Origin of the sequence: Halorubrum halodurans, from assembly GCF_002252985.1 — an archaeon.
Classification (GTDB): domain Archaea; phylum Halobacteriota; class Halobacteria; order Halobacteriales; family Haloferacaceae; genus Halorubrum; species Halorubrum halodurans.
Map to the genome: position 1 here is coordinate 13360 of NZ_NHPJ01000069.1, position 20431 is coordinate 33790.

Below are 20431 nucleotides of genomic sequence, written 5' to 3' on the forward strand. Positions count from 1 at the left end.
CTCGCGACTGGGGCTTTGGACGTGTTCACCGCGCCAGCAACGATCTTTTTCGTATCACCTCGATCACTCACGAACTGCCCGTCATATAAGAACGCTTCAACGACCGACTGATCCCGGCGATCTCGTCTCGAACGCGAGACTCGGAAAGAGCCGGGATTCAACCGATCCGACCGCGACGCCGTCGCCTGCGACTCGATCTCAGCCCGAGACGGTCGTCTTCACGATGCTCACGGGTGCGGGCGACTGCCGAGAGACGCGCTCCGTGACGGAGCCGAGCATCCGTCGGTACTCGCCCGGCCGCGTCTTCGATCCCATCACGGTGAGGTCGATGTCCTCCTCGTCGATGTACCGGAGGATCGCCTCGTCGGGCGTCCCGTACACGAGGTCGGTCACGACCTCGACGCCGGCGCTCTCCGCGCGCTCCGCGACCGCCTCCAGCGCCTCTCGGCCGTTCTCCTCGAGCGTCTCCTCCGCGCCCTCGGAACCGTCCACGAACTCGTCGCCGGAGTAGGCGTTGACGATGTCGCTGTCGACGACGTAGAGCACGTGGAGGGTCGCGTCGTAGCGATCGGCCGCGTCGATGGCGTGGTCGGTCGCGCGGTCGACGCCCTTCGTGCCGTCCGTCGGGAACAGTATTCGATCGTACATGTGCGAGGGTTCGTCCGACGACCGAATAAAACGTGTGCCCCGTTCCCGGATCGAGGGAGGGGGGCCCCAAACGGTTAATCCGTCCCGCACGGGAGGACGTCCATGAGCGAAGCCGCGGACCGGGTCTTCCTGAACGGGGAGGTCCACACGCTAGCCGAGCCCGACGAGACGCACGAGGCGGTCGCCGTCCGCGACGGCGAGGTCGTGCGGCTCGGGCGGACGTACGACGTCGAGTTCCTCGCCGGCGTCGACACCGACGTCGTCGACCTCGACGGCCGGACGCTCCTGCCGGGGTTCATCGACGCGCACACCCACCTGACGACCGTGGGTCGATCGCTCGTCCACGCGGACCTCTCCGCGGCCGACTCGCCGTCGGAGGCGGTCGATCTGCTTGCGGAACGGGCCGAGGAGGTCGAGCGAGCGGACGTCGGTGACTCCGACTCCGACTCCGCCGACGCCGACCCGACGAGCGAGTGGGTGATCGGCTACGGCTACGACGAGTCGACGTGGACGGAGAAACGCTATCTGACGCGGGCCGACCTCGACCGGGTCGCGACCGACCGGCCGGCCGTCGCCTTCCGCGAGGACCTCCACGTCGCCGCGGTCAACGGGGTCGCCCTCGACCGGTTCGCCGACGCGCTCGCGGACGTCCCCGACGAGACGGTCCCGACCGACGACGCGGGCGAGCCGACCGGCGTCCTCCTCGAGGCCGCGATCGACCCGATCCGCGAGGCGGTCGAGCCCGGCGTCGCGGGGACGCGCGCGGCGGTCGAGGCGGGACTCGAACTCTGCGCCGAGCGGGGGATCACGGGCTTTCACGACATGGTCCGGGACTCACACGCCCCGCGGGTCTACCGCGAGCTCGACGCGGCGGGCGAGCTGACCGTGCGCGTCCGGATCAACTACTGGACCGACCACCTGGACGCGCTCCGGGAGGTCGGGCTGACGACGAACGCCGGCTCCGCGTTCGTCGAGACGGGCGCGATCAAGTCGTTCACCGACGGGAGCTTCGGCGGCCGGACCGCCAAGCTCTCCGAGCCGTACGCCGACGCCGACGACGAGACCGGCCAGTGGGTGATCGCGCCCGACGAGCTCGACGAGTGGGTGCGCGAGGCCACCGAGGCCGGCTACCAGTTCACGGCCCACGCCATCGGCGACGAGGCGATCCGGGCGACCCTCGACGCCTACGAGGGGGCGGCCGTCGGGGATCCGGGCGCGGACCGCCACCGGATCGAGCACGTCGAACTCGCCGACGACGGGATCGTCGACCGGCTCGCGGAGACCGGCGTCGTCGCGAGCGTCCAGCCGAACTTCCTGAAGTGGGCGCAGTCCGACGGACTCTACGAGGCGCGCCTCGGCGAGGAGCGCACCGCCGAGACCAACCGCTACCGCGAGCTGCTCGACGCGGGCGTTCGTCTCGCGTTCGGCTCCGACGGGATGCCGATGGGACCGCTCCTCGGGATCCACCACGCCGTCAACGCCCCCGCGGCGGGCCAGCGGCTCTCCGTGACCGAGGCGCTCCGCGCGTACACCCGCGGCGCGGCGTACGCCGGCTTCGACGAGGACCGGCTGGGCACCGTCGAGCCCGGCAAGCGCGCCGACTTCGTCGTCCTCGAGGCGTCGCCGTGGGAGCACCCGGAGGCGATCCGCGATCTCGACGTGGCGATGACGGTCGTCGACGGCGACGTCGTCCACGACGCGCGCTGAGAAACGGGGTGGTCGGGGGTAGGGCTGGGAGAGGTGAGGGTACGCGACCTACGCGACCGACTCGAGGAAGTTGCGGATCACGTCGTGGCCGACCGCGGTGAGGACGCTCTCGGGGTGGAACTGGACCGCCTCGATCGGGTGGTCGCGGTGCCGGATCCCCATCACGACCGGCTCGCCCGCGTGGTCGGTCGTCGCCGTGACCGCGAACGCGTCCGGGACCTCGGTCGCGACGAGCGAGTGGTACCGCCCGGCCCGGAAGCCCTGGTCGAGCCCGGCGAAGACGCCCTCGCCGTCGTGGTCGACCGGGAACGCCTTGCCGTGGACCGGCTCCGGCGCGTGTCCGACGGTCCCGCCGTACTCGTGGACGGCCGCCTCCAGCCCGAGACACACCCCGAGCGTGGGAACTTCGGTCGACAGCTCCCGGAGGACGTCCGCCGAGACGCCCACGTCGCGCTCGTTCTTCGGATGCCCCGGTCCGGGACTGATCACGACGGCGTCCGGGTCCTCGGCCTCGACCGCCGACAGCGACGCGGTGTTTTTGAGCACCGCGATGTCGACGTCCTCGCGTGTGTCCTCGTCGCCACCGTCCTCGTCGCCGCCGGTATCGCCACCCTCGTCGCCGCCGTCCCCCGCTCCGCCGCCGATCGACAGCTCCGAGACGTACTCGACGAGGTTGTAGGTGAACGAATCGAAGTTGTCGACGACGACCACCTTCATCGCCCCACCCCCTCGAGCGCCGGTTCGTCCTCGCGGACGCGGTCGATGGCGGCGAGGACCCCCTCCATCTTGCGCTCGGTCTCCTCGTACTCCGCGGTCGGGTCGGAGTCGGCGACGAGCCCCGCGCCGGCGCGAACGGTGATCTCGTCCGTGGTGCCGCCCTCGCCGGCACCGCTCTCCGCGCCGGCGTCGATCCCCTCCCGGATCGTCGCCGTCCGGATCACGATCGCGAAGTCCGCGTCGCCGGTCCACGAGTAGTAGCCGACGCCGCCGCCGTACGCCTCCCGCGGCGTCGTCTCGAGGTCGTCGATGACCTCCATCGCGCGCACCTTCGGCGCGCCGGTGAGCGTCCCCGCGGGGAACGCCGCCCGCGTGGCGTCGAAGGGATCGCGGTCGGCCGCGAGCGTCCCCGTCACCGTCGACTCGATGTGCTGGACGTGGCTGTACTTCAACACGTTCATGAACTCCTCGACGCGGACCGACCCCGGCTCCGACACCCGGCGCACGTCGTTGCGCGCGAGGTCGACGAGCATCGTGTGTTCGGCGCGCTCCTTCCCGTCGGCGAGCATCTCGCCGGCGAGCCGGCGATCCTCGACCGGGCTCGTCCCGCGCGGACAGGTGCCCGCGATCGGGTTCGAGACCACCCGGTCGCCCTTCACCGAGACGAGGGTCTCCGGGCTCGCGCCGACCACCGTCCGGTCGTCGTGGCTGAGGACGTACATGTACGGCGAGGGGTTGATCTCCCGGAGGGCCGCGTACAGGCCGAGCGGGTCGACGTCGCCGCGGAGCCGCCGGCTCCGGGAGATCACGCCCTGGTAGATGTCGCCGTCGAGGACGTGGCGTTTCGCGGTCCGAACGGCCTCCTCGTAGTCGTCCTGCGGGTCGGCCGCCTCCTCGCGCACGCGGACGCCGCCGGGATCGGGCGGATCGGCCGCCGCGAGGTCGGCGGCGACGCGGTCGGCCTCCGCGGCGAGCTCGTCGTACACCTCGCCTGGGTCGTCGTCGACGTCGACGATCGGCGTGAACACCAGATCGACGGTTCCCTCCTTCTCGTCGAAGACGACGGTCCGCGTCGTCAACAGGAACTCGGCGTCGGGGAACTCGGTCTCGGGGCGGTCGACGCCGACCTCCTCGAGCCAGAGGTCGTACACCGCCTCGTACGCGAGGAAGCCGACGAAGCCCCCCGAGAGGATCTGCCGGTCGGTCTCCGGGAAGCCGCGGCGGCTCACGTCGGGAAAGGCCGCGCGGATCCGGTCGATGGCGTCGCCGTCGGCATCGCCGACGGTGCCCTCGCTTTCGTCCTTCCCGTCCTCACCGTCCTCACCGTCCTCGCCGGTCGCGTCGCCGTCGACGTCGCCGACGAACGCCGCGGCGGGACCGAGCTCGGTCACCTCGGTGCGGTCGGGGTGGACCGAGACGACCGCCTCCGGATCGTAGCCGACGAACGAGTAGCGGGCGTGTCTGTCGGCCTTCCCGCCGGCCGTGAACGCGCCGTCGGGATCGCTCGAGGCCACCTTCTCGCCGGACTCGAGGAGGAACCCGTACGGCTCGTCGCCGACGAGCGTGGCGTACGCCGACAGCGGGGTGATCTCAGGGTCGAGCGACGCGGCCGCCCGGACGACGACCGGACGATCGGCGTCCGCGACCAGCTCGACGAACTCGGCCCTCGAGCGGTCGAGCGCGGTCGACGGGGCGCCCTCGGCCGTGCGGTCCGCGTCGCCGGTCATGCGACCTCCATCTCGCGGCCCGCGTTGGCGACGAACCGGGCGACCGCGTTGTGGTCCTTGCGTCCCTCGATCCGCTCCACTCCGGAGGCCACGTCGACCGCGTACGGGTCGGCGACCCGCACCGCCTCGGCGACGTTCTCCGCGGTGAGCCCGCCGGCGAGCACGACCGGGACGGTCAGCCGCTCGGCCAGCTCGCCGGTCGCCGCCCAGTCGTGGGTCTCGCCGGTGCCGCCCGCGCCGGATTCCCGCGTCGAGTCGACGACGAGCGCGTCGGCGACGCGGTCGAACTCCTCGGCGCGCGCCGGGTCCGTCGCGTCGATCGCGACGAGCACCTTCCGCTCGGTCTCCGCGCGGATGAACCGGATCTCGTCGGGGGTCCACTCGCCGTGTAGCTGGAGCGCGTCGGGACCGATGGTCCGGACCAGCTCGACCGCGCGCTCGGCCGAGGTCGGCATCGTGACGAGCGTCGCCGTGACGAACGGGGGCACGTCGGCGAGCAGGTCGGCCGCACGCGCCGGATCGACCTCACGGGGAGTGTCGACCGGCACCTCGGTTATCACGCCGATCGCGTCCGCACCCGCCTCGACGGCCGCCCGGAGGTCCGCGTCGTCGGTGAGCCCGCACACCTTCACCCGCGCCATCACTCGCCCTCCGATCCGGAACCCGTCGCCGTTCCCGATCCGGCGGTCACGCTCGACCCGGCCGCGGCCGGCTCCGGCGTCTCCCCGCCGCAGAGCGCCGCGAACTTCTCGGCGGCCGCGCCCGAGTCGATCGCCTCGGCGGCCAGCTCGACGCCGGCCGAAAGCGAGTCGGCCTCGCCGGCGACGTAGATCGCCGCGCCCGCGTTCGCGAGGATCAGGTCGCGTTTCGCTCCCGTCACGGAGCCGTCGACGATGCCCCGCAGGTCCGCCGCGTTCTCCTCGGGCGTCCCGCCGGCGACCGCCTCGATCGGCGCTCGCTCCACGCCGAGCGCCTCCGGCGTGATCGTGAACTCGCGGACCGCGTCGCCGTCGACCTCGGCGGCGACCGTCTCGTCGTGGATCCCGATCTCGTCCATCCCCGCGCCGTGGACGACGAGGGCGCGCTCCACGGGCATGTGCGCGAGCGCGCGGGCGATCGGTCCGACCAGGTCGGGGTCGTAGACGCCGAGCAGCTGGGCGTCCGCCCCTGCTGGGTTCGTCAGCGGGCCGAGCACGTTGAAGATCGTCCGCATCCCGAGCTCCTTGCGCGGGCCGATGACGGCCTTCATCGCCGGGTGGAAGACGGGCGCGAGCATGAACCCGATCCCGTCGGCCTCGATCGCGGCCTCGACCGCCGCGGGCTCGGCCTCGACGTCCGCGCCGGCGACCTCGAGGACGTCGGCGCTGCCGGACGACGAGGAGACGGAGTAGTTGCCGTGTTTGGCGATCGGGACGCCCGCGCCCGCGGCGACGATCGCCGAGGTCGTCGAGACGTTGATCGTGTCGTACTCGTCGCCCCCGGTCCCGCAGGTGTCGACGAGCGGCGACCGGCCGGGATCGATCGTCCGCGCGGCGTCGCGCATCCCCTGCGCGAAGCCCGCGATCTCCGCCTCGGTCTCGCCCTTCGCGCGCAACGCGGCGAGCAGCGCCCCGATCTGCGCCTCGGTCATCTCCTCGAAGACGAGTCGCGCGGTCTCCCGCGCCTCCTCGAGCGACAGGTCCTCCCCGTTCGTCACGCGTTCGACCGTGTGCTGAATGTCCATAGTGTCCACCGATGTATGAGTTCGCGTTGTAATGTACAAGTATGTACACCGATTTAACGCTGTCGGCGGCGGCCGGGCGGCCGGTGCGTCCGGCGGCGACGCTGGAGGATCGCGGTCGAGTCCGAGTGTGGCCGGTCAGTCCTCGACGATCGGCGCCTCGCCGTCCGCCTCGACGACGACCACCGGAACCGCGGACTCGTCGACGACGGTGTCCGTCGTGGAGCCGAAGACGAACCGGCCGACCGTCCCCGTGGTCGGCGTTCCGACGACGACGAGGTCGTAGTACGGCGACTGCTCGACGACCGCGCCGGCGGCGGTCCGCCCCTCGACGAGCCAGCGGTCGACCCGCTCGAAGCCGCCGAGACGGTCGCTCGCGGCCGCGAGCAGGGGATCGCCGGTCGTCGCGTCGCCGTCGGCGGCGGTCGCAGTGGCGTCGGGCGCGTTCCGGCCGTCCGATCCGGCGCCCGCGGGTTCCGCCGCGTCCGCCCCGTTCCCCGCCGCGTCCTCGCCGGTCTCGCCGTCGAGCGCGTCCTCGGACGGCACCACGTGGAACAGCTCCAGCCACGCGTCGGTCACTTCGGCGAGCGCGCGCGCGAGGTCGACGGTCGCGCCCGAGTGCGGGCCGGGACCGACCGCGACGAGTATCGAGGCGATCCGGTCCGGCCGGTCCGCACGGTCCGTCCCCTCCACCCGCGCGTCCGCGGCCGTCCCCGTCGCCGCGAGCGCCTCCGCGACGGCCGGCTCGACGACCGGTTCGCCGGGTTCGGACGCGCCGGCGAACCGGTCGCCGGCGGTCTCGTCCCCGGTCGCGTCGTCGGCGTCGCTCCCGTACATGCTCCATGCGTCAGACGTGCGCATGATAAATCCCGTTGGTCCGACGGGTCTCGCCGGCCGACGCGCCCCGTTCCGAGGGGATTCCCCGGCCGCCTACTCCCTGAAGTACGCCTCGTCCTCGAACGGCTCCGCCTCGCCCTCGACCGCGATCACGTCGAGGGCGGTGACGTCGGCGCCGACGCCGAGGAGCCCGGCGAGGCTCGGCTCGGTTCGGCCCTCGTCGCCGGAGATCAGCTCCTTGATGTAGAGCCCGCCCGCGCCGTGGATCTCGACGACCGCGTGGCGCGCGTCCTCGAGTTCCGCGGTCGCCGCGTACACGTCGCGCTCGCGGGTCAGGCTCGCGCGCCGGTGGTCGACGCGCTTCGGGGTGTACTGCTCCACCGTCGTCCCCTCCAACTCGTCGACCGCGGCCGCCAGCGCCTCGGCGTCGACGTCGGCGTCGAAGGCCACCTGCGCGCGGTAGCGCTTCGAGGCGTCGTGTTCCTTGACGCGCTCGACCATGTCGTACGTCGCGAGCCGGAGGCCCTCGACCTCGACCGCCCCCTCGGCGAAGGCGTTGATGTCGGCCTCGAGCCGGTCGGTGTCGACCCGGCGGCGACGCGGCTCCGCCACCTCGACCACGAACGGGCGGCCGGTGCCGAGCATCAGCGCGTCGACGTCCTCTCGGCCCGCGCCGTGGAACGTCGCCTCCGTGCCGTCCATCACGTCCTCGACGATCGGCGCGGTGTACTCCTCGACGCTGTCGTCGTAGAGGTAGCCCGACCCGCCGCAGTGGTCACAGGGGTCCGCCCCTTGCCGTCCCGACCCGGTACACTCCCGGCAGGGCCACTCGGTCTGGGGGACGTCGCGCTCCAGCTTCCGGTAGCGCCCGTAGACGAACGCGGAGTTCACCTTCGCGTCGAGGGCGTCCTCGGCCAGATCGATCGTGAACTGGACGTCCGGGCGGTCGAAGGAGACCTCGGCGTCCGTGAGCCGCCCGACCCGCTTGCCGACCTCGCGGTTGAACTCGGACTTGAACGGCTCGCCGGCGTCGGCCTCCAGCCCGGCCTCCTCGCGGAGCAGCGCCTCGTTCTCCTCGATCAGCGGCGGCGGCCGCGTCCCGACGTTGTACGTCGAGAACTCGACCTCCTCGACCGCCTCCGCGGCGCGCTCGGCCCACGCGCCGAAATCGGCACAGCGCCCCTCACACACCCAACAGTCCGCGGTCGCGACCGGCTCGTGGTCGTCGTCCCCGCGGAGCGCGAGCGAGACCCGCAGCGCCGACCCGCGCTCGGCGTTCGAGAGGCCGAAGCTCCGGTCGGCGACCAGCCGACCGAGACAGGCGTCACACACCGGCCCCGTCGCGGTCGCGCGCGCGGCGACTTCCAGTACGTCCATACGGGAGGAAACCGGCCGCGGGGTAACTGTCTTGCCCTTGGCTCCGCGCTCGCCCGCCGCCGGTCCCGATCGCTGCCGGCCCCGACCGCTGCCGGCCCCGACCGCTCCCGACCGACTTATGACCGTCACGGCCGTCGGGTCGACCGTGAGCGAGCCGGTGACGCGCTCGGAGAAGCTGGAGCTCGCCGTCGAGCTCCTCGCACACCTCGAACGCGAGGAGCTGGCGCTTCCCGAGGCGATGGACCGGATCGAGACCGTGACGACGGACCCCACGCTCACCCGCGAGATCCTCGACACGGCGGAGAAACGCGGCGTGATCGACCGGGAGGACGCCCGTCTGCGGATCCGGCGGGGCGGCACCCACGTGGAGTACGGGAGCCAGGTGGTCGCCCGCGAGGGGGACTTCGAGTGTAGGCGGTGCGGCGCGGGGATCACGACCGGACACTTCGTCCGGCTCGAGGCCGGCGAGCTCGGGCCGTTCGGCTCCTCGTGCGTCCGGAAGGTCACCGGTCGGGACGCCGAGTGAGCTGAAGCGACGGCGCTATCGACCCTGTCGCAGCTCCTCGATGAGACGCTCGATGAGCTCCGACTGCCGCTCGATCGTCGCCGACTGCGCCTCGACGGTCTGCCGGAGCGCCGCGACCTCGGCTGCCAGGTCGTCGTCCTCGACGCCAGCGCTCTCGAAGGGCGACCCCTCGAAGCCGTCGGCGTCGGCGGAGTCGGACGCGCCGGCCGGCTCCGCCGGATCGGCCGACTCCGTCGCCCCGGCGGCGTTCGAGCGGTCCGTGGACCCGTCGGCGGCCCCGGTCGAGCCGTGCGGCTCCGCCGTCCCGAACTCGTCGCCGAGCGGGTCGTTCCCGTCGGCGGCGTTTCCGCCGGCGGTATTCGCGTTCCCGGCCGTTCCCCCGGCGCCGCCGCGTCCGCCCGTGGAGTCGGCACCGCCGCGGTCGACGTCGGTGGCGGCTCGACGGTCGGCGTCCGTCCCCGTCGCCGGATCGGATCCCGTCGCCCGGTCGGGATCCGAACTCGTCTCGAGCCTCCTCTCCGCCTCGGCCGCCGCCTCCGCGTCGGCCGCGGGCGACGCCGAGAGCGGGTCGGGTCCCTCGCCGAAGTCGGTCGTGCTCGACGGTTCCTCGGCCGCGTCGTCGGCGTCGTCCGCGACGGTCACCCGGAGCTCCTCGAGGCTGCCGACCCCGTGGAACGAACACACCGCGTCGACGAGGCTCTCCTTGACGGCCCGTGCCGACTCGTTGGGGGCCTTGAACCGCTCGGAGCGGCCGTCGTGTGCGAGCACGACCGCGGTCGCGACGGTTCCCTCCTCGAAGTCGAGGTCGGTCAGGTCGGCGTAGGGGAACTCCTCGAACTCCTCGTCCCAGACCGCCGAGCCGACGTGTTTCACGAGCCGGCTGTCGGTGACGACGAGGGTAAGCTCCGAGAAGCGGAACGTGCGCTCGACCGACTCGCCGGGGCCGGTCACGCCCCGTGCGGAGAGGACCCCGGCGAGGACGGGATGGACCACGTCGTCGAGGCGTTTCGACGGGACGGAAAGCGTCTCCTCGCCGTCGAGGCCGTAACCGAAGACCACCTTCGACTTCCGTCGGCCGGTCGAGACGGCGATCCGCTCCGCGTCGTGTGAGTACTCCTCGACGGTCTCGTCGGAGAGCAGGCCGTCGGCGCGGTACACGAGCGTTCGCGTGGGCGTGACCGCGAGGAGGTCGTCCCCCCCGAGCGGGACCCGCGCGACGACCTCCTCGTCGCCGGCGGCCCCCGACAGTAGTTCCGGAAGGCTCATACGCCGAACGTCCGGGGCGTCGGGCATAAATCCGCGGGGTCCGGCTCTCGGTCGCGGCTCCGGCCGCGGCGACGTCCGCTGGAAAGCGTGGGACGATCTCCCACTCCCCCGACGGATGGGAAGCTTAAAGAGTGTCATCGCGATACGTGAGTGTGAGGCCGGGTGGCTTAGCTGGACATAGCGCCGCACTCATAGGGTTCGGAGATTCGGTGCGGTGACGCCTTGGAAGCGTCCGCGTCCTTCCCGTGGCTCCGCCGAGCCTCGGACCTGGGACATGCGGAGATCGTGGGTTCGGAGCCCACCCCGGCCATATTTCCTCCCGTCGACGATACGCATCGACGGTCCCGAGTCCCGTCCGACGATCCCGGCTCCCGATACTGCCGAGACCGATACATCCAACCGGCGTCGGACGCCGATCAGGCCGTGACTCCCTTCGACACCGACTCGGGAACGGAGACGGTACTGGTGACCGGCGGGACGGGCTTCGTCGGCTCCCACCTCGCCCGACTGCTCGTCGCGGACGGCCACGACGTCGTCGCCGTCGACGCCGCGCCCGACGCCGCGCTCCTCGAACGGCTCGGCGTCGCGGACGCGGTCGAGGTCCGACGGGGCGACGTGACGGACGTCGCCGCGCTCGCTCGGGCGGTCCGCGAGACGGGAGCCACCCGGATCGTCCACCTGGCCGCACTCCTGAGCGAGGACGTTCGAACGGACGAGCTCGCGGCCACGCGGGTGAACGCGCTCGGCGCGAACCACGTGCTCGAGGCCGCACGGATCGTCCCGAACCGGATCGATCGCGTCGTGGTGACGTCGAGCGAGACGGTGTACGGTCCCGGATCGGCGTACGACGGGGCCGTCCCCGAGGACGCGCTGTTGTCGCCCGACTCGCCGTACGCCGCCGCGAAGCGCCACGCAGAGTGTCTCTCCCGACGCTACCGGGCGGACCACGGCGTCCCCGCGGTCGCGCTCCGGCCGACGGGCGTCTTCGGGCCGTTCCGGCGGAGTTTCACGGCGTTCTCGGACCTCTTCGAGCGGCCGGCGGTCGGCGACCCCGTTCGCGTCGAGGGCGGCGGGACCGCCGTGAGTTGGCTCTCCGTGCGGGACGCCGCCGACGCGTTCCGGCGCGCCGCGCTGGCGCCCGACGGCGACCTCGATCACGGGGTCTACAACGTCCGCGGCGAGGTCGCGACCGTCGCGACGGCCGCGGAGACGGTCCGGCGGCTCCTCCCCGACGCGGAGGTGGCGGTGGCCGACGACGCCGACCACGACTGGTCGGCTCAGCGGCTCGCGCTCGACCGCGCTCGGTCCGATCTCGGCTACGAGGTCGACTACGGGCTCGAAGAACTCACGCGGGAGTACGTCGACGCGGTTCGCCGGGACGCCGGGCTCGACCCCGTGAACTGAACGCGGCCGACCGCCCGCCTCACCCGCTGATCGTCGCCGTCTCGGCTCACCCGCCGTCGCCCCGGCCGATCGTCGCCGTCTCGGCTCACCCGCCGACGGCCGCCCCGGCGAGCACCGCGACCCCGGCGGCCGCGCCGCCGAGGACGAGCAGGACGTAGTTGGCGACCGGGTTCGCCGCCGCCACCAGATCGAGGGTGTAGTGGTCGCCCCTGACGGGCGCGTACGGCCGGATCCCCATCGGGGTGATCGCGTCCGCGAGGAGGTGTGAGACGACCGTTCCCGCGCCGAGGGCGAACCCGAGCGCGGCGAACCCGAGCGCCGCGGCCGACCCGCCCTCGAGTCCGACGGCCCCGCCGACGAGCCCGAACGCGACGCCGACCGCGAGCGCGAACCAGACGGTGTGGGTGATCCCACGGTGTTTCACGAACGGGATCCGCGTGTCCAGGTCGGGGAGCATCGCCGTCCAGGCGGCGACGACCCCGGCTCCCGCCGCGAGCTCGAGCCCGGCGACGGCGGCGAGCCCGAACCCGACCGGCGCGTACGCCGCGAGCGCGGCCCCGACGTGGCCCTTCCTGTACACGGTCGATCGCTCACCCTCGCTTCAGCGGTCCCGCAGCACCGTCTCGCCCGGCGCGACGGTCGCGCCCGCGTCGAGGACGATCCCGACGTTGATCGTACAGTTGATCCCGGTGCGGACCCCGTCGCCACAGACGATCCCGAACTTCCGCCGGCCCGTGCTCACCCGGTCGCCCTTCACCGTGAGCTCGACCGGCTCGCCGTCGTGTCTGAGGTTCGCGACGGTCGTCCCCGCGCCGAGGTTGACGTCCTCGCCGAGCACGCTGTCGCCGAGGTACGTGAGGTGCGGCACCGCCGAGTCGGCCATCACGACGCTGTTTTTCACCTCGACGCCGTGGCCGACCCGCGTGTCGGGACCCAGGTACGTCGCCCCGCGGACGTACGCGTTGGGACCGACGTGGCTGCCGGCGGCGACGTACGCCGGTCCCTCGATCACGACGCCGGGCTCGATCGTCGCGCCGTTCTCGACGACGACCGTGCCCCGGAGCTCCGCGTCGTCGCTCACGTCGCCGCCGACCTCGCGGTCGAGGTCCGCGAGCGCCCACTCGTTGGCCGCGAGCAGCTCCCACGGCCGGCCGACGTCGAGCCAGCGGTCGAAGGGGACGGAGCGCACCTCGGTCGTCTCACACGCCCGCTGGAGGACGTCCGTGAGCTCCAGCTCGCCGCGCTCGCTTTCGTCGACGTCGAGCCACGCGAGCGCCGCGGCGGGAAAGACGTACGCCCCGGTGTTCACGAGGTTCGACGGCGGGTCCGCGGGCTTCTCGACGACGCCCTCGACCCGGCCGTCGGCGACGCGCAACACCCCGTACGACGAGGGATTCTCGACGCGGTAGGAGCCGACCGCGGCGTTCGCGTCGTACAGCTCCGCGAGCGACTCGCGGTCGTAGAGGGCGTCCCCGTTCAACACGACGAACGGCGCCTCCTCGAGCTCGCTTCGGGCGGCGCGAACGGCGTCCGCCGTCCCGCGCTGTTCGGCCTGCGTGACGGTCTCGACCGGAACCGGCCAGTCGCGCTCGGCGATCGCGGTCCGGACCGCCTCCGCCTCGTAGCCGACGACGACGACGACCCGGCTCGCGCCCGACTCGATCGCGTCCTCGAGACAGCGGACGACGAGGGGCGTCCCGGCGACCGGCAGCATCGGTTTCGGCGTGTCGGCCGTGAGCGGACGCATCCGCGTCCCCTCGCCGGCCGCGAGTACGACGGTCTGCATGTACCTGAACCTCGACGGACGGCGGGAAAGGTATTGCGACGGCGCGCGGCGCGGCTCCGCCCTCGACGCCCCGGCTCGGAGCGGCCGGTCTCAGTCGCCGGCCGCGTCCGCGAGCGCGCGGTCGACGATCCCGCTCGCGCGCTCCAGCAGGGCGTCCGCGGCGTCGGCCTCGCGCGCCTCCGCCGTGACCCGGATCAGCGGCTCGGTCCCCGAGGCCCGCAGGAGGAACCACCCCTCGTCGGCGTCGACGCGGACGCCGTCGAGCGTCGAGACCTCGTCGAACTCGTCGGTCACGCGCGCCGCGACCAGTTCCATCGCGGCGGCCTTGTGCTCGGTCTCGACCGAGCGCCGCCGGATCGGGTACCGCTCCATCGCCGCGACCCGCTCGGAGAGGGGGGTCGACGTCGCCAGCGCGGCGAGCCGGACCGCCGCGAGCGGCCCGTCCGGGCACAGCGTCTCCTCGGGGAAGATCCACGCGCCGGACGGCTCGCCGCCGAAGGCGACCCCCGCCTCCGCGGCGCGTTCCGCCACGTACACGTCGCCGACGCGGGTGTAGACGAGTTCCGCGCCGACCTCCGCGAGCGCGTCCGCGGCCGCGAGGCTCGTGTCGACCGGCGCAGCGACCCGGTCGCCCTCCCCGGCCGCCGCGCGGCCGAAGACGGCGAGGAGCAGGTCGCCGGGGACGAACTCGCCCGCGTCCGTGACGGCCATCATGCGGTCGGCGTCGCCGTCGTGGGCGATCCCGAGGTCGGCGTCGACGGCCTCGACGGTCGCGGCGAGCGTCGCGCAGTTCTCGGCGGTCGGCTCGCTCGGGCGGGCGGGGAACCGGCCGTCCGGCGTCGCGTTGAGCGTCTCGACGGCGGCGCCGAGGTCGTGGAGGGCGTCGGCGGTCACGCCGCCCATGCCGTTTCCGGCGTCGACGACGACGGAGAGGTCGGCGAGGGGGTCGGCACCGGGAGCTCCGGTCCCGCGCGTCTCCGCCGCGTGCTCGCCGGCCGCGACGAGCGCGTCGCGGTGGCGGTCGGTCGCCGCGTTCCAGCGGTCGTACCCGCCCTGTCCCGTCCAGTCGGCGAGGTCGAACGCCCCCTCGCGGATCCGCTCCTCGATGACGTCCTGTCGGGCCGGGGGGTACGCCTGCCCCGAGGGAGTCCACAGCTTGAGCCCGTTGTCGGGGGCCGGGTTGTGCGAGGCGGTCACGACGACCCCGGCGTCCGCGTCCCGCGTGTCGATCGCCCGCGCGACCGTCGGCGTCGCCGCGCGGCCGACGTCGACCACGTCCGCGCCGGTCTCGCGGAGCCCCGCGACCAACGCGTCGCGGAGCGTCTCGCCCGTCCCTCTCGCGTCGCGACCCACGACGACCCGGTCCGTCTCGGTGCCGACGGCGCGCCCGACGTCGAGCGCGACGGCGGCGGTGACTTCCTCGCCGACGCGCCCGCGGATCCCGCTGGTTCCGAACATGTCCGTGGCTCCCGGCGGAGAGTCTTGTAACCTCGGGAAGGGAGGAGAGCGGGGAGAGAAGCGACGCCCGACCTCAGATCCGGTTCTCGCGGCCGGGGTCGACGTCGATGGCGTCGACCGGACAGACGTCGACACACAGCATACAGTCGATACACTGGTCCTCGTCGGTCGGGTTCGCCTTCCGGTCGGACTCGGGGTGGCCGGGCGTGTCGACCCAGTCGAAGACGTCGACGGGACAGTCCTCCAGACACGCCCCGTCGGCCAGACAGATGTCGAAGTCGACGGCGACGTGGGTCCCGCGGACCCCGAGCTTCTCGGGCGGCTCGACCGGCCCCCACACGTCGACGTCGTGCTCCTCGCCGGTCCGCTCCAGGTTCCGCTCGAAGTTCGGGTCGATGCCCATCTTGCTCTGGATTTCGCCCGTCGGTAGTTAAACTCCGCGACGCGGATCGGCGACGCTTCCCCTCGAGCGGCGGCGCTCGACCTCAGGGATGCGCGAAGTACGCCACGAGGTCCTCCTCGCCGGTCGGGCCGTCGGGCTCGTCGGTGCCGGTCGGGTCGAACGCGTCGAGTCGGGCGAAGCCGATCCGCTCGAACTGGACCACGTCGTCGACCGCGGCGTCGGCGATCGCCGGCTCGGCGTACCCGCGTACGTCGCCCTCGAGGGTGCGCATGAGCGTCCCGAGCGACTCCGCCGCGGGCACCCAGTGGACCACGTCGACGTCGCCGTCCCGGACCACGTCGATGTCGGCGTCGACGTAGACGAGCTCGTCGGCCTCGCGGCGCACGGGACCGTACCCCTTCAGCCAGACGCGCTCGCCGGCCGGCGGGAGGTCCGACTCCTCGACGAGGACCCGCCCCGCCGGGATCGTCCGGTCGCCGCGGTCGGGGTGGTCGGGGTGTCGCGCGGGCCGACCGGCGGCCGGCGCGGGGGCGTCGCCGTCGACGACCGGCAGCTCGACCGCCGGGTCGTCCTCGCGGTCGCGCACGAGGAAGAACCGGTCCGCCTCGTCGTCGACGAGGTCGCGGTTGTTCGCGTACACCGACGACATCGCAAGGTCCACGTCGGAGGTCGACATCCCGAGGTCGGTCATCGACTCGACGAGCGCCGCGCCCCGGATCCCGCGCCGGCGGACCGATCGAATGGTCGGCGCGCGCGGGTCGTCCCAGCCGGTCAGCTCGCCGTCGGCGATCAGCTCCTTGATCGTCGACGTGGAGAGCGTCACGTCGTACTCGTCGACCTGGACGTGCCCCCAGTGGAGCACCTCGGGGTACTCCCAGCCGAAGTAGTCGTAGACGAACCGCTGGCGCTTCGCGGAGTCCTGGAGGTCGATGCCGCGGATGATGTGGGTGACGCCCGTGAGGTGGTCGTCGACGCCGGACTGGAAGTCGAGCATGGGCCAACAGCGGTACTCCGCCGCCTCCTCGCGCGGGTGCGGCGTGTCGATCATGCGGAACGCGACCCAGTCGCGCAGCGCCGGGTTCTTGTGGTCGATGTCAGTCCGCACCCGGAGGACCATCTCGCCGGCGCCGTACTCGCCGTCGACCATGGCCGCGAACTCCTCGCGGACGGTCGCCGCGTCCTTCCCGCGGTGCGGGCAGGCCTCGCCGTCGTTCTTCAGCTCCGAGAACGCCTCGCCGGCACACGAGCAGGTGTACGCGCCGCCGCGGTCGATCAGCTCGCGGGCGTGCTCGTAGTAGGTCTCGAGCCGGTCGGAGGCCTTCAGCACGCGGTCGGCCTCGAAGCCGAGGTACGCGACGTCCTCGAGGATCGCGTCGTACGCGTCGAGGTCGGGCCGCTTCGTCTCCGGGTCGGTGTCGTCGAACCGGCAGATGAACTCGCCGTCGTACCGCTGCTTGTACGTCCCGATCACGGCGGGCATCCGGGCGTGGCCGATGTGCCAGGGGCCGTTGGGGTTCGGCGCGGCGCGCATCACGACCTCGCCGGGCTCGGCGTTCGGCAGATCGGGGAGGACGTGCTCGTCCGCCTCGTCGTCGGCCTCGAGCTCCGCGAGTCGCTCGGGAGCCACCTCGCCGAGCCGGTCGCGTCGCTCCGCCTCGTCCATCGCCGCGACGCGGTTCACGATCGGCGCGAGAACGCCGGGAATCTCGTCGCCGTGCGGGCGGAACTCGGGGTTCTCGCCCATCAGCGGGCCCATGATCGCGCCCACGTCGGGATCGCCGTCGTGTTTGAGCGCGTTGAAGAGCGCGGCCGTCTCGCCGGCCGTCTCGACACGCTCGCGGAGTTCGTCGTCCATACCGTCGGCTCGTCGGGGCGACTCAAAAACGCCGCGAAACCGTCGGCGTCACGGCGGGAGTCGGGGATCGCGTCGGCGAGGTGCCGGCGACCCGCCCGCTCCCGTCCCGGCGTCGGGGCCGCGGGTAGGGGCGTCGACCCTCGGGGACACGCGGGCATAAACGGTCGAGACCGTTCACGCGATCGGGACGGGGTGTCGGGCGTGAACGGTCGGGCCGTTTATATACGCTCGACGACCTATCGCGGGGATCGGTCCGCGGAATTATAGCCGCTCGGGTTCTGAGGACGAACCATGGAGACGCGCTGGATCGAGTCGGGACGCGCACGTCCCGGAGGTGCGGGATGGTAGAGCCGATGTCGCGGGAGGAGCGCGACGCCGGCAATCGAAAGATAAAGATAGGGTTCCTGGTCCTAGTGGCCGCCTCGCCGCCGCTCATCACGCTGCTCGGCGACCCGACCGTCGTCCAGTTGGCGGTCGCGGCCGGCGGCGGGCTGCTGCTCGGACTGCTCGTCGTCTGGTACCTGGGTCGGCTCGCCTCGGAGTTCACCGCGGGCTCCCGCCGGCTCCGGTAGGGCTCCCGCCGGCTCCGACGGCGTCACTCGCCGGCGGCCTCGAGCGTCCCGTCGTCGAGCGCGAACGTCCCCCCTGCGATCTCGACCGTCTCGCCGACCCGGTCGCCGGCCACCGACCGCGAGGATGACAGCGGCGAGACGCTCACCTCGCCCTCGACCGTCGCGCGCCGGTCCGAGCCGGGGTCGTCGGCGACGTCACCGCGCAGGAACTCCCGCCAGAAGCGATCGCGAAGCTCCATTCCCATCTCGCCGCGGCGCTCGCCGAAGCCGGAGGCGTCGCCGCCGGGGTCGCCCGAGCCGGCGGTCCCGGTCGCGTTTTCTTCCTCCTCACTCGCCGCCTCCGTGCCGGGGTGGAACTCGATCACGTCGAAGCCGCGGGCGGGCTCGGTCAGCCGGTAGGTCGGGTCCGCGGCGGCCTCGTCGTCCGCGGCGGGGACGTTGACGTTGAGCACGTCCGCGCCGAACGGGAGGCGGCCCTCGTCGTCGACGCGGGCGACGAGGTCGGCCGCGACCCGCCCCGCGAGCGCGAAGTCGTCGTGGGAGACCGTCGGCGGGATCGGGAGGTTGCCGCGGTCGTACAGCGAGACCGCGATCGCGGGCGTCCCGAGGAACGCCGCCTCCATGGCCGCGCCGACGGTCCCCGACTGGCCGAGGACGTGCGCGCCGATGTTCGGGCCGTGGTTACAGCCGGAGACGACGACGTCGGGCTCCAACTCGAGCGCGACCGCCGCGACGGCGACGCAGTCGGCGGGCGTCCCCTCGACCGCGTAGCCGAGGTCGCGCTCGGTGTACTCGATCGTCGTCTCCCACCACGACCGGTTGCCGCCCACGCCCGACTGGTTCGTCGCCGGCGCGACGACGGTCACGTCGTACTCGGCGGAGAGCGCCTCCGAGAGCGCCCGGATCCCGGCCGCGTCGATCCCGTCGTCGTTGGTGAGGAGGACCTCGCGTGTCATGATGGTCCCTGGGAGGTCACGGGTGAAAACGCCGCCGGAAGCGGTCGGGATGGAGGACGCGGCGACGGTCGGCGAGACGGAGGTCGACGGTCGTCAGTCGGCGGCGACGGGCTGGCGCGACTCCGCCAGCGCCAGCACCTCGTCGAAGAAGCCGAGCGAGTCGTGCGGGCCGGGGTTCGCCTCGGGGTGGTACTGCCGGGTGATGACGTCGAGTTCGTCGCTGTCGAGCCCCTCGACGGTGTCGTCGTTGACGTTCACCTGCGTCACCTCGAGCGGGCCGGTGTCGGAGACGGTGTAGCCGTGGTTCTGCGTGGTCATCACGACCCGGTCGGTGCGGAGGTCCTTGACCGGCTGGTTGACGCCGCGGTGGCCGAACGACATCTTCTCCGTCGAGCCGCCGAGCGCGCTCGTGATCACCTGCTGGCCGAGACAGATTCCGGCCATCGGAACCTCGCCGGCGAAGGCGTCGACGACCTCGTGGGCGGCGACGAAGTTCTCCGGGTCGCCGGGGCCGTTCGAGACGAACAGCACGTCGGGCTCGACCGCCGCCACGTCCTCGGGGGTCGCGTCGTACGGGAGGACGTGGACGTCCGCGCCGCGCTCCGTGAGCGAGGAGATGATCGAGCCCTTCGCGCCGCAGTCGAGCATGGCGACGGTCGCCTCGTCGCCGCCCTCGTGGACGGTCGGCTCCGTCACCGACACCTGCGCGCCGATGTCGGTGTGGTCGCTCATCGGCGTACAGGCCTCCATCTCCGCGACCGCGTCCTCGGGGGTCGCGTCCTCGCCCGCGGCGATGCCGCAGGCCATCGCGCCCTCCTCGCGGACGGTAGTGACGATCTCGCGGGTGTCGAGGTGGTCGATCGCCGGGACGCCCTCGCTCTCGAGCCACTCGGCGACGTCGTCGGTCAGCTCGCGGGCGATGGCCGCGCGCGGCTGGACGGAGTCGGACTCGAACCGCTCCTCTCGGACGCCGTAGTTCCCGATCAGGGGGTACGAGAAGGTCAGCACTTGCTCGGCGTAGGAGGGATCGGTCAGCGACTCCTCGTAGCCGGTGTACGCGGTCGTGAACACGAGTTCACCACGGGTCCACCCCGGCGCACGGGCGCGCGCTTCGAGCACGCGTCCGTCGGCCAGCGCGATGTAGGCGTCCGACATTACGAGATACGTACAGATGAACCATATTAAATGCGTCGTTCGAAGGTGAACTACGAAATTCGTAACGGGATCCGGGGCCGGCGTCGTCGGGATACCGGGCGCGACGCGATCCCGAGGAGATCCCTTTCGACGCGGTGGTCGGTGAACCCCCCCGGGCGTTAGAGATTGCTTGTAGGACGGGTATTTCGATGGAGATTGGGGCGAGTAGAAGGGGATCGTTGCTGGGGCGGTGAACACTTCCAAAGCCCCAACCGGCTCCGGTCGAGGGCCTCGCTGCGCTCCTCGCTCACTTCGTTCGCTGCGGTGTCGCCGGCGGC

19 protein-coding genes and 1 tRNA gene are annotated in these 20431 nt (G+C 72.4%); 5 read left to right on the top strand and 15 right to left on the bottom strand.

Features of this window, described 5'->3' with window-relative positions; all coding sequences use genetic code 11:
- Nucleotides 1-198: 198 nt before the first annotated feature.
- Nucleotides 199-648, bottom strand: coding sequence for a universal stress protein (locus DJ70_RS06725; protein ID WP_094531321.1), 450 nt, complete (start codon nt 646-648; stop codon nt 199-201).
- 102 nt (nt 649-750) lie between these two features.
- Between DJ70_RS06725 and DJ70_RS06730 the strand changes: the two genes are divergently transcribed.
- Nucleotides 751-2355 carry an amidohydrolase gene (locus DJ70_RS06730; RefSeq protein ID WP_094531323.1) on the top strand — a complete coding sequence of 535 codons (1605 nt, stop codon included), beginning with the start codon at nt 751-753 and terminating at the stop codon, nt 2353-2355.
- 48 nt (nt 2356-2403) lie between these two features.
- Here DJ70_RS06730 and DJ70_RS06735 read toward each other — a convergent pair whose 3' ends face one another.
- The 6 genes from DJ70_RS06735 to DJ70_RS06760 all read right to left on the bottom strand — a co-directional run bounded on the left by DJ70_RS06735 (nt 2404) and on the right by DJ70_RS06760 (nt 8733).
- Nucleotides 2404-3072 (bottom strand): anthranilate synthase component II, encoded by a 669-nt coding sequence (locus DJ70_RS06735; RefSeq protein ID WP_094531325.1) that lies wholly within the window; start codon nt 3070-3072, stop codon nt 2404-2406.
- Nucleotides 3069-4799: an anthranilate synthase component I gene (trpE, locus tag DJ70_RS06740; RefSeq protein WP_094531327.1), complete on the bottom strand. Its 1731-nt coding sequence runs from the start codon at nt 4797-4799 to the stop codon at nt 3069-3071. Before trpE ends, DJ70_RS06735 begins: the two co-directional genes overlap by 4 nt.
- Nucleotides 4796-5440 (bottom strand): phosphoribosylanthranilate isomerase, encoded by a 645-nt coding sequence (locus DJ70_RS06745; RefSeq protein WP_094531329.1) that lies wholly within the window; start codon nt 5438-5440, stop codon nt 4796-4798. Before DJ70_RS06745 ends, trpE begins: the two co-directional genes overlap by 4 nt.
- Nucleotides 5440-6522 (bottom strand): anthranilate phosphoribosyltransferase, encoded by a 1083-nt coding sequence (trpD, locus tag DJ70_RS06750; protein ID WP_094531330.1) that lies wholly within the window; start codon nt 6520-6522, stop codon nt 5440-5442. The genes DJ70_RS06745 and trpD overlap by 1 nt, the downstream gene beginning before the upstream one ends.
- A 135-nt stretch (nt 6523-6657) precedes the next feature.
- Entirely contained in the window at nt 6658-7356 is a 699-nt protein-coding gene (locus tag DJ70_RS06755) for a universal stress protein (protein WP_094531332.1), read from the bottom strand.
- 93 nt (nt 7357-7449) lie between these two features.
- Nucleotides 7450-8733 (bottom strand): tRNA pseudouridine(54/55) synthase Pus10, encoded by a 1284-nt coding sequence (locus DJ70_RS06760; protein WP_094531334.1) that lies wholly within the window; start codon nt 8731-8733, stop codon nt 7450-7452.
- A 145-nt stretch (nt 8734-8878) separates the two neighbouring features.
- Here DJ70_RS06760 and DJ70_RS06765 point away from each other — a divergent pair, with 145 nt between their 5' ends.
- Nucleotides 8879-9259, top strand: coding sequence for a DUF5830 family protein (locus DJ70_RS06765; RefSeq protein ID WP_094531355.1), 381 nt, complete (start codon nt 8879-8881; stop codon nt 9257-9259).
- Between the two features lie 15 nt (nt 9260-9274).
- Here DJ70_RS06765 and DJ70_RS06770 read toward each other — a convergent pair whose 3' ends face one another.
- Nucleotides 9275-10525: a DUF7115 domain-containing protein gene (locus DJ70_RS06770; protein WP_094531336.1), complete on the bottom strand. Its 1251-nt coding sequence runs from the start codon at nt 10523-10525 to the stop codon at nt 9275-9277.
- Between the two features lie 156 nt (nt 10526-10681).
- Between DJ70_RS06770 and DJ70_RS06775 the strand changes: the two genes are divergently transcribed.
- Nucleotides 10682-10835: transfer RNA gene (locus tag DJ70_RS06775), tRNA-Met, on the top strand.
- Nucleotides 10836-10948: 113 nt separating this feature from the next.
- Entirely contained in the window at nt 10949-11929 is a 981-nt protein-coding gene (locus tag DJ70_RS06780; RefSeq protein WP_245810738.1) for an NAD-dependent epimerase/dehydratase family protein, read from the top strand.
- A gap of 85 nt (nt 11930-12014) precedes the next feature.
- Here the strand turns inward: DJ70_RS06780 and DJ70_RS06785 are convergent, their stop codons facing one another.
- The 5 genes from DJ70_RS06785 to DJ70_RS06805 form a co-directional block, all read right to left on the bottom strand.
- Nucleotides 12015-12509 (bottom strand): metal-dependent hydrolase, encoded by a 495-nt coding sequence (locus tag DJ70_RS06785; protein ID WP_094531338.1) that lies wholly within the window; start codon nt 12507-12509, stop codon nt 12015-12017.
- Nucleotides 12510-12530: 21 nt separating this feature from the next.
- Entirely contained in the window at nt 12531-13715 is a 1185-nt protein-coding gene (glmU, locus tag DJ70_RS06790; protein ID WP_094531340.1) for a bifunctional sugar-1-phosphate nucleotidylyltransferase/acetyltransferase, read from the bottom strand.
- A gap of 90 nt (nt 13716-13805) precedes the next feature.
- On the bottom strand, nt 13806-15173 hold the full coding sequence (gene glmM, locus DJ70_RS06795; protein WP_094531342.1) for a phosphoglucosamine mutase: 1368 nt from the start codon (nt 15171-15173) through the stop codon (nt 13806-13808).
- Between the two features lie 73 nt (nt 15174-15246).
- On the bottom strand, nt 15247-15576 hold the full coding sequence (locus DJ70_RS06800) for a 4Fe-4S dicluster domain-containing protein (protein WP_094531344.1): 330 nt from the start codon (nt 15574-15576) through the stop codon (nt 15247-15249).
- Nucleotides 15577-15658: 82 nt separating this feature from the next.
- Nucleotides 15659-17431 carry a glutamate--tRNA ligase gene (locus DJ70_RS06805; protein ID WP_094531346.1) on the bottom strand — a complete coding sequence of 591 codons (1773 nt, stop codon included), beginning with the start codon at nt 17429-17431 and terminating at the stop codon, nt 15659-15661.
- A 341-nt stretch (nt 17432-17772) separates the two neighbouring features.
- Here DJ70_RS06805 and DJ70_RS06810 point away from each other — a divergent pair, with 341 nt between their 5' ends.
- On the top strand, nt 17773-18003 hold the full coding sequence (locus DJ70_RS06810) for a hypothetical protein (protein ID WP_094531348.1): 231 nt from the start codon (nt 17773-17775) through the stop codon (nt 18001-18003).
- A gap of 23 nt (nt 18004-18026) precedes the next feature.
- Here the strand turns inward: DJ70_RS06810 and surE are convergent, their stop codons facing one another.
- On the bottom strand, nt 18027-18959 hold the full coding sequence (gene surE / locus DJ70_RS06815; RefSeq protein ID WP_094531350.1) for a 5'/3'-nucleotidase SurE: 933 nt from the start codon (nt 18957-18959) through the stop codon (nt 18027-18029).
- A gap of 93 nt (nt 18960-19052) precedes the next feature.
- On the bottom strand, nt 19053-20114 hold the full coding sequence (carA, locus tag DJ70_RS06820; RefSeq protein ID WP_094531352.1) for a glutamine-hydrolyzing carbamoyl-phosphate synthase small subunit: 1062 nt from the start codon (nt 20112-20114) through the stop codon (nt 19053-19055).
- Between the last annotated feature and the right edge of the window lie 317 nt (nt 20115-20431).

Bases quoted from the DNA above. Each gene is read 5' to 3' on its own strand.
- DJ70_RS06725 (WP_094531321.1), bottom strand. From the start codon at position 648: ATGTACGATCGAATACTGTTCCCGACGGACGGCACGAAGGGCGTCGAC.
- DJ70_RS06730 (WP_094531323.1), top strand. From the start codon at position 751: ATGAGCGAAGCCGCGGACCGGGTCTTCCTGAACGGGGAGGTCCACACG.
- DJ70_RS06735 (WP_094531325.1), bottom strand. From the start codon at position 3,072: ATGAAGGTGGTCGTCGTCGACAACTTCGATTCGTTCACCTACAACCTC.
- trpE (WP_094531327.1), bottom strand. From the start codon at position 4,799: ATGACCGGCGACGCGGACCGCACGGCCGAGGGCGCCCCGTCGACCGCG.
- DJ70_RS06745 (WP_094531329.1), bottom strand. From the start codon at position 5,440: ATGGCGCGGGTGAAGGTGTGCGGGCTCACCGACGACGCGGACCTCCGG.
- trpD (WP_094531330.1), bottom strand. From the start codon at position 6,522: ATGGACATTCAGCACACGGTCGAACGCGTGACGAACGGGGAGGACCTG.
- DJ70_RS06755 (WP_094531332.1), bottom strand. From the start codon at position 7,356: ATGTACGGGAGCGACGCCGACGACGCGACCGGGGACGAGACCGCCGGC.
- DJ70_RS06760 (WP_094531334.1), bottom strand. From the start codon at position 8,733: ATGGACGTACTGGAAGTCGCCGCGCGCGCGACCGCGACGGGGCCGGTG.
- DJ70_RS06770 (WP_094531336.1), bottom strand. From the start codon at position 10,525: ATGAGCCTTCCGGAACTACTGTCGGGGGCCGCCGGCGACGAGGAGGTC.
- glmU (WP_094531340.1), bottom strand. From the start codon at position 13,715: ATGCAGACCGTCGTACTCGCGGCCGGCGAGGGGACGCGGATGCGTCCG.
- glmM (WP_094531342.1), bottom strand. From the start codon at position 15,173: ATGTTCGGAACCAGCGGGATCCGCGGGCGCGTCGGCGAGGAAGTCACC.
- DJ70_RS06800 (WP_094531344.1), bottom strand. From the start codon at position 15,576: ATGGGCATCGACCCGAACTTCGAGCGGAACCTGGAGCGGACCGGCGAG.
- DJ70_RS06805 (WP_094531346.1), bottom strand. From the start codon at position 17,431: ATGGACGACGAACTCCGCGAGCGTGTCGAGACGGCCGGCGAGACGGCC.
- DJ70_RS06810 (WP_094531348.1), top strand. From the start codon at position 17,773: ATGGTAGAGCCGATGTCGCGGGAGGAGCGCGACGCCGGCAATCGAAAG.
- surE (WP_094531350.1), bottom strand. From the start codon at position 18,959: ATGACACGCGAGGTCCTCCTCACCAACGACGACGGGATCGACGCGGCC.
- carA (WP_094531352.1), bottom strand. From the start codon at position 20,114: ATGTCGGACGCCTACATCGCGCTGGCCGACGGACGCGTGCTCGAAGCG.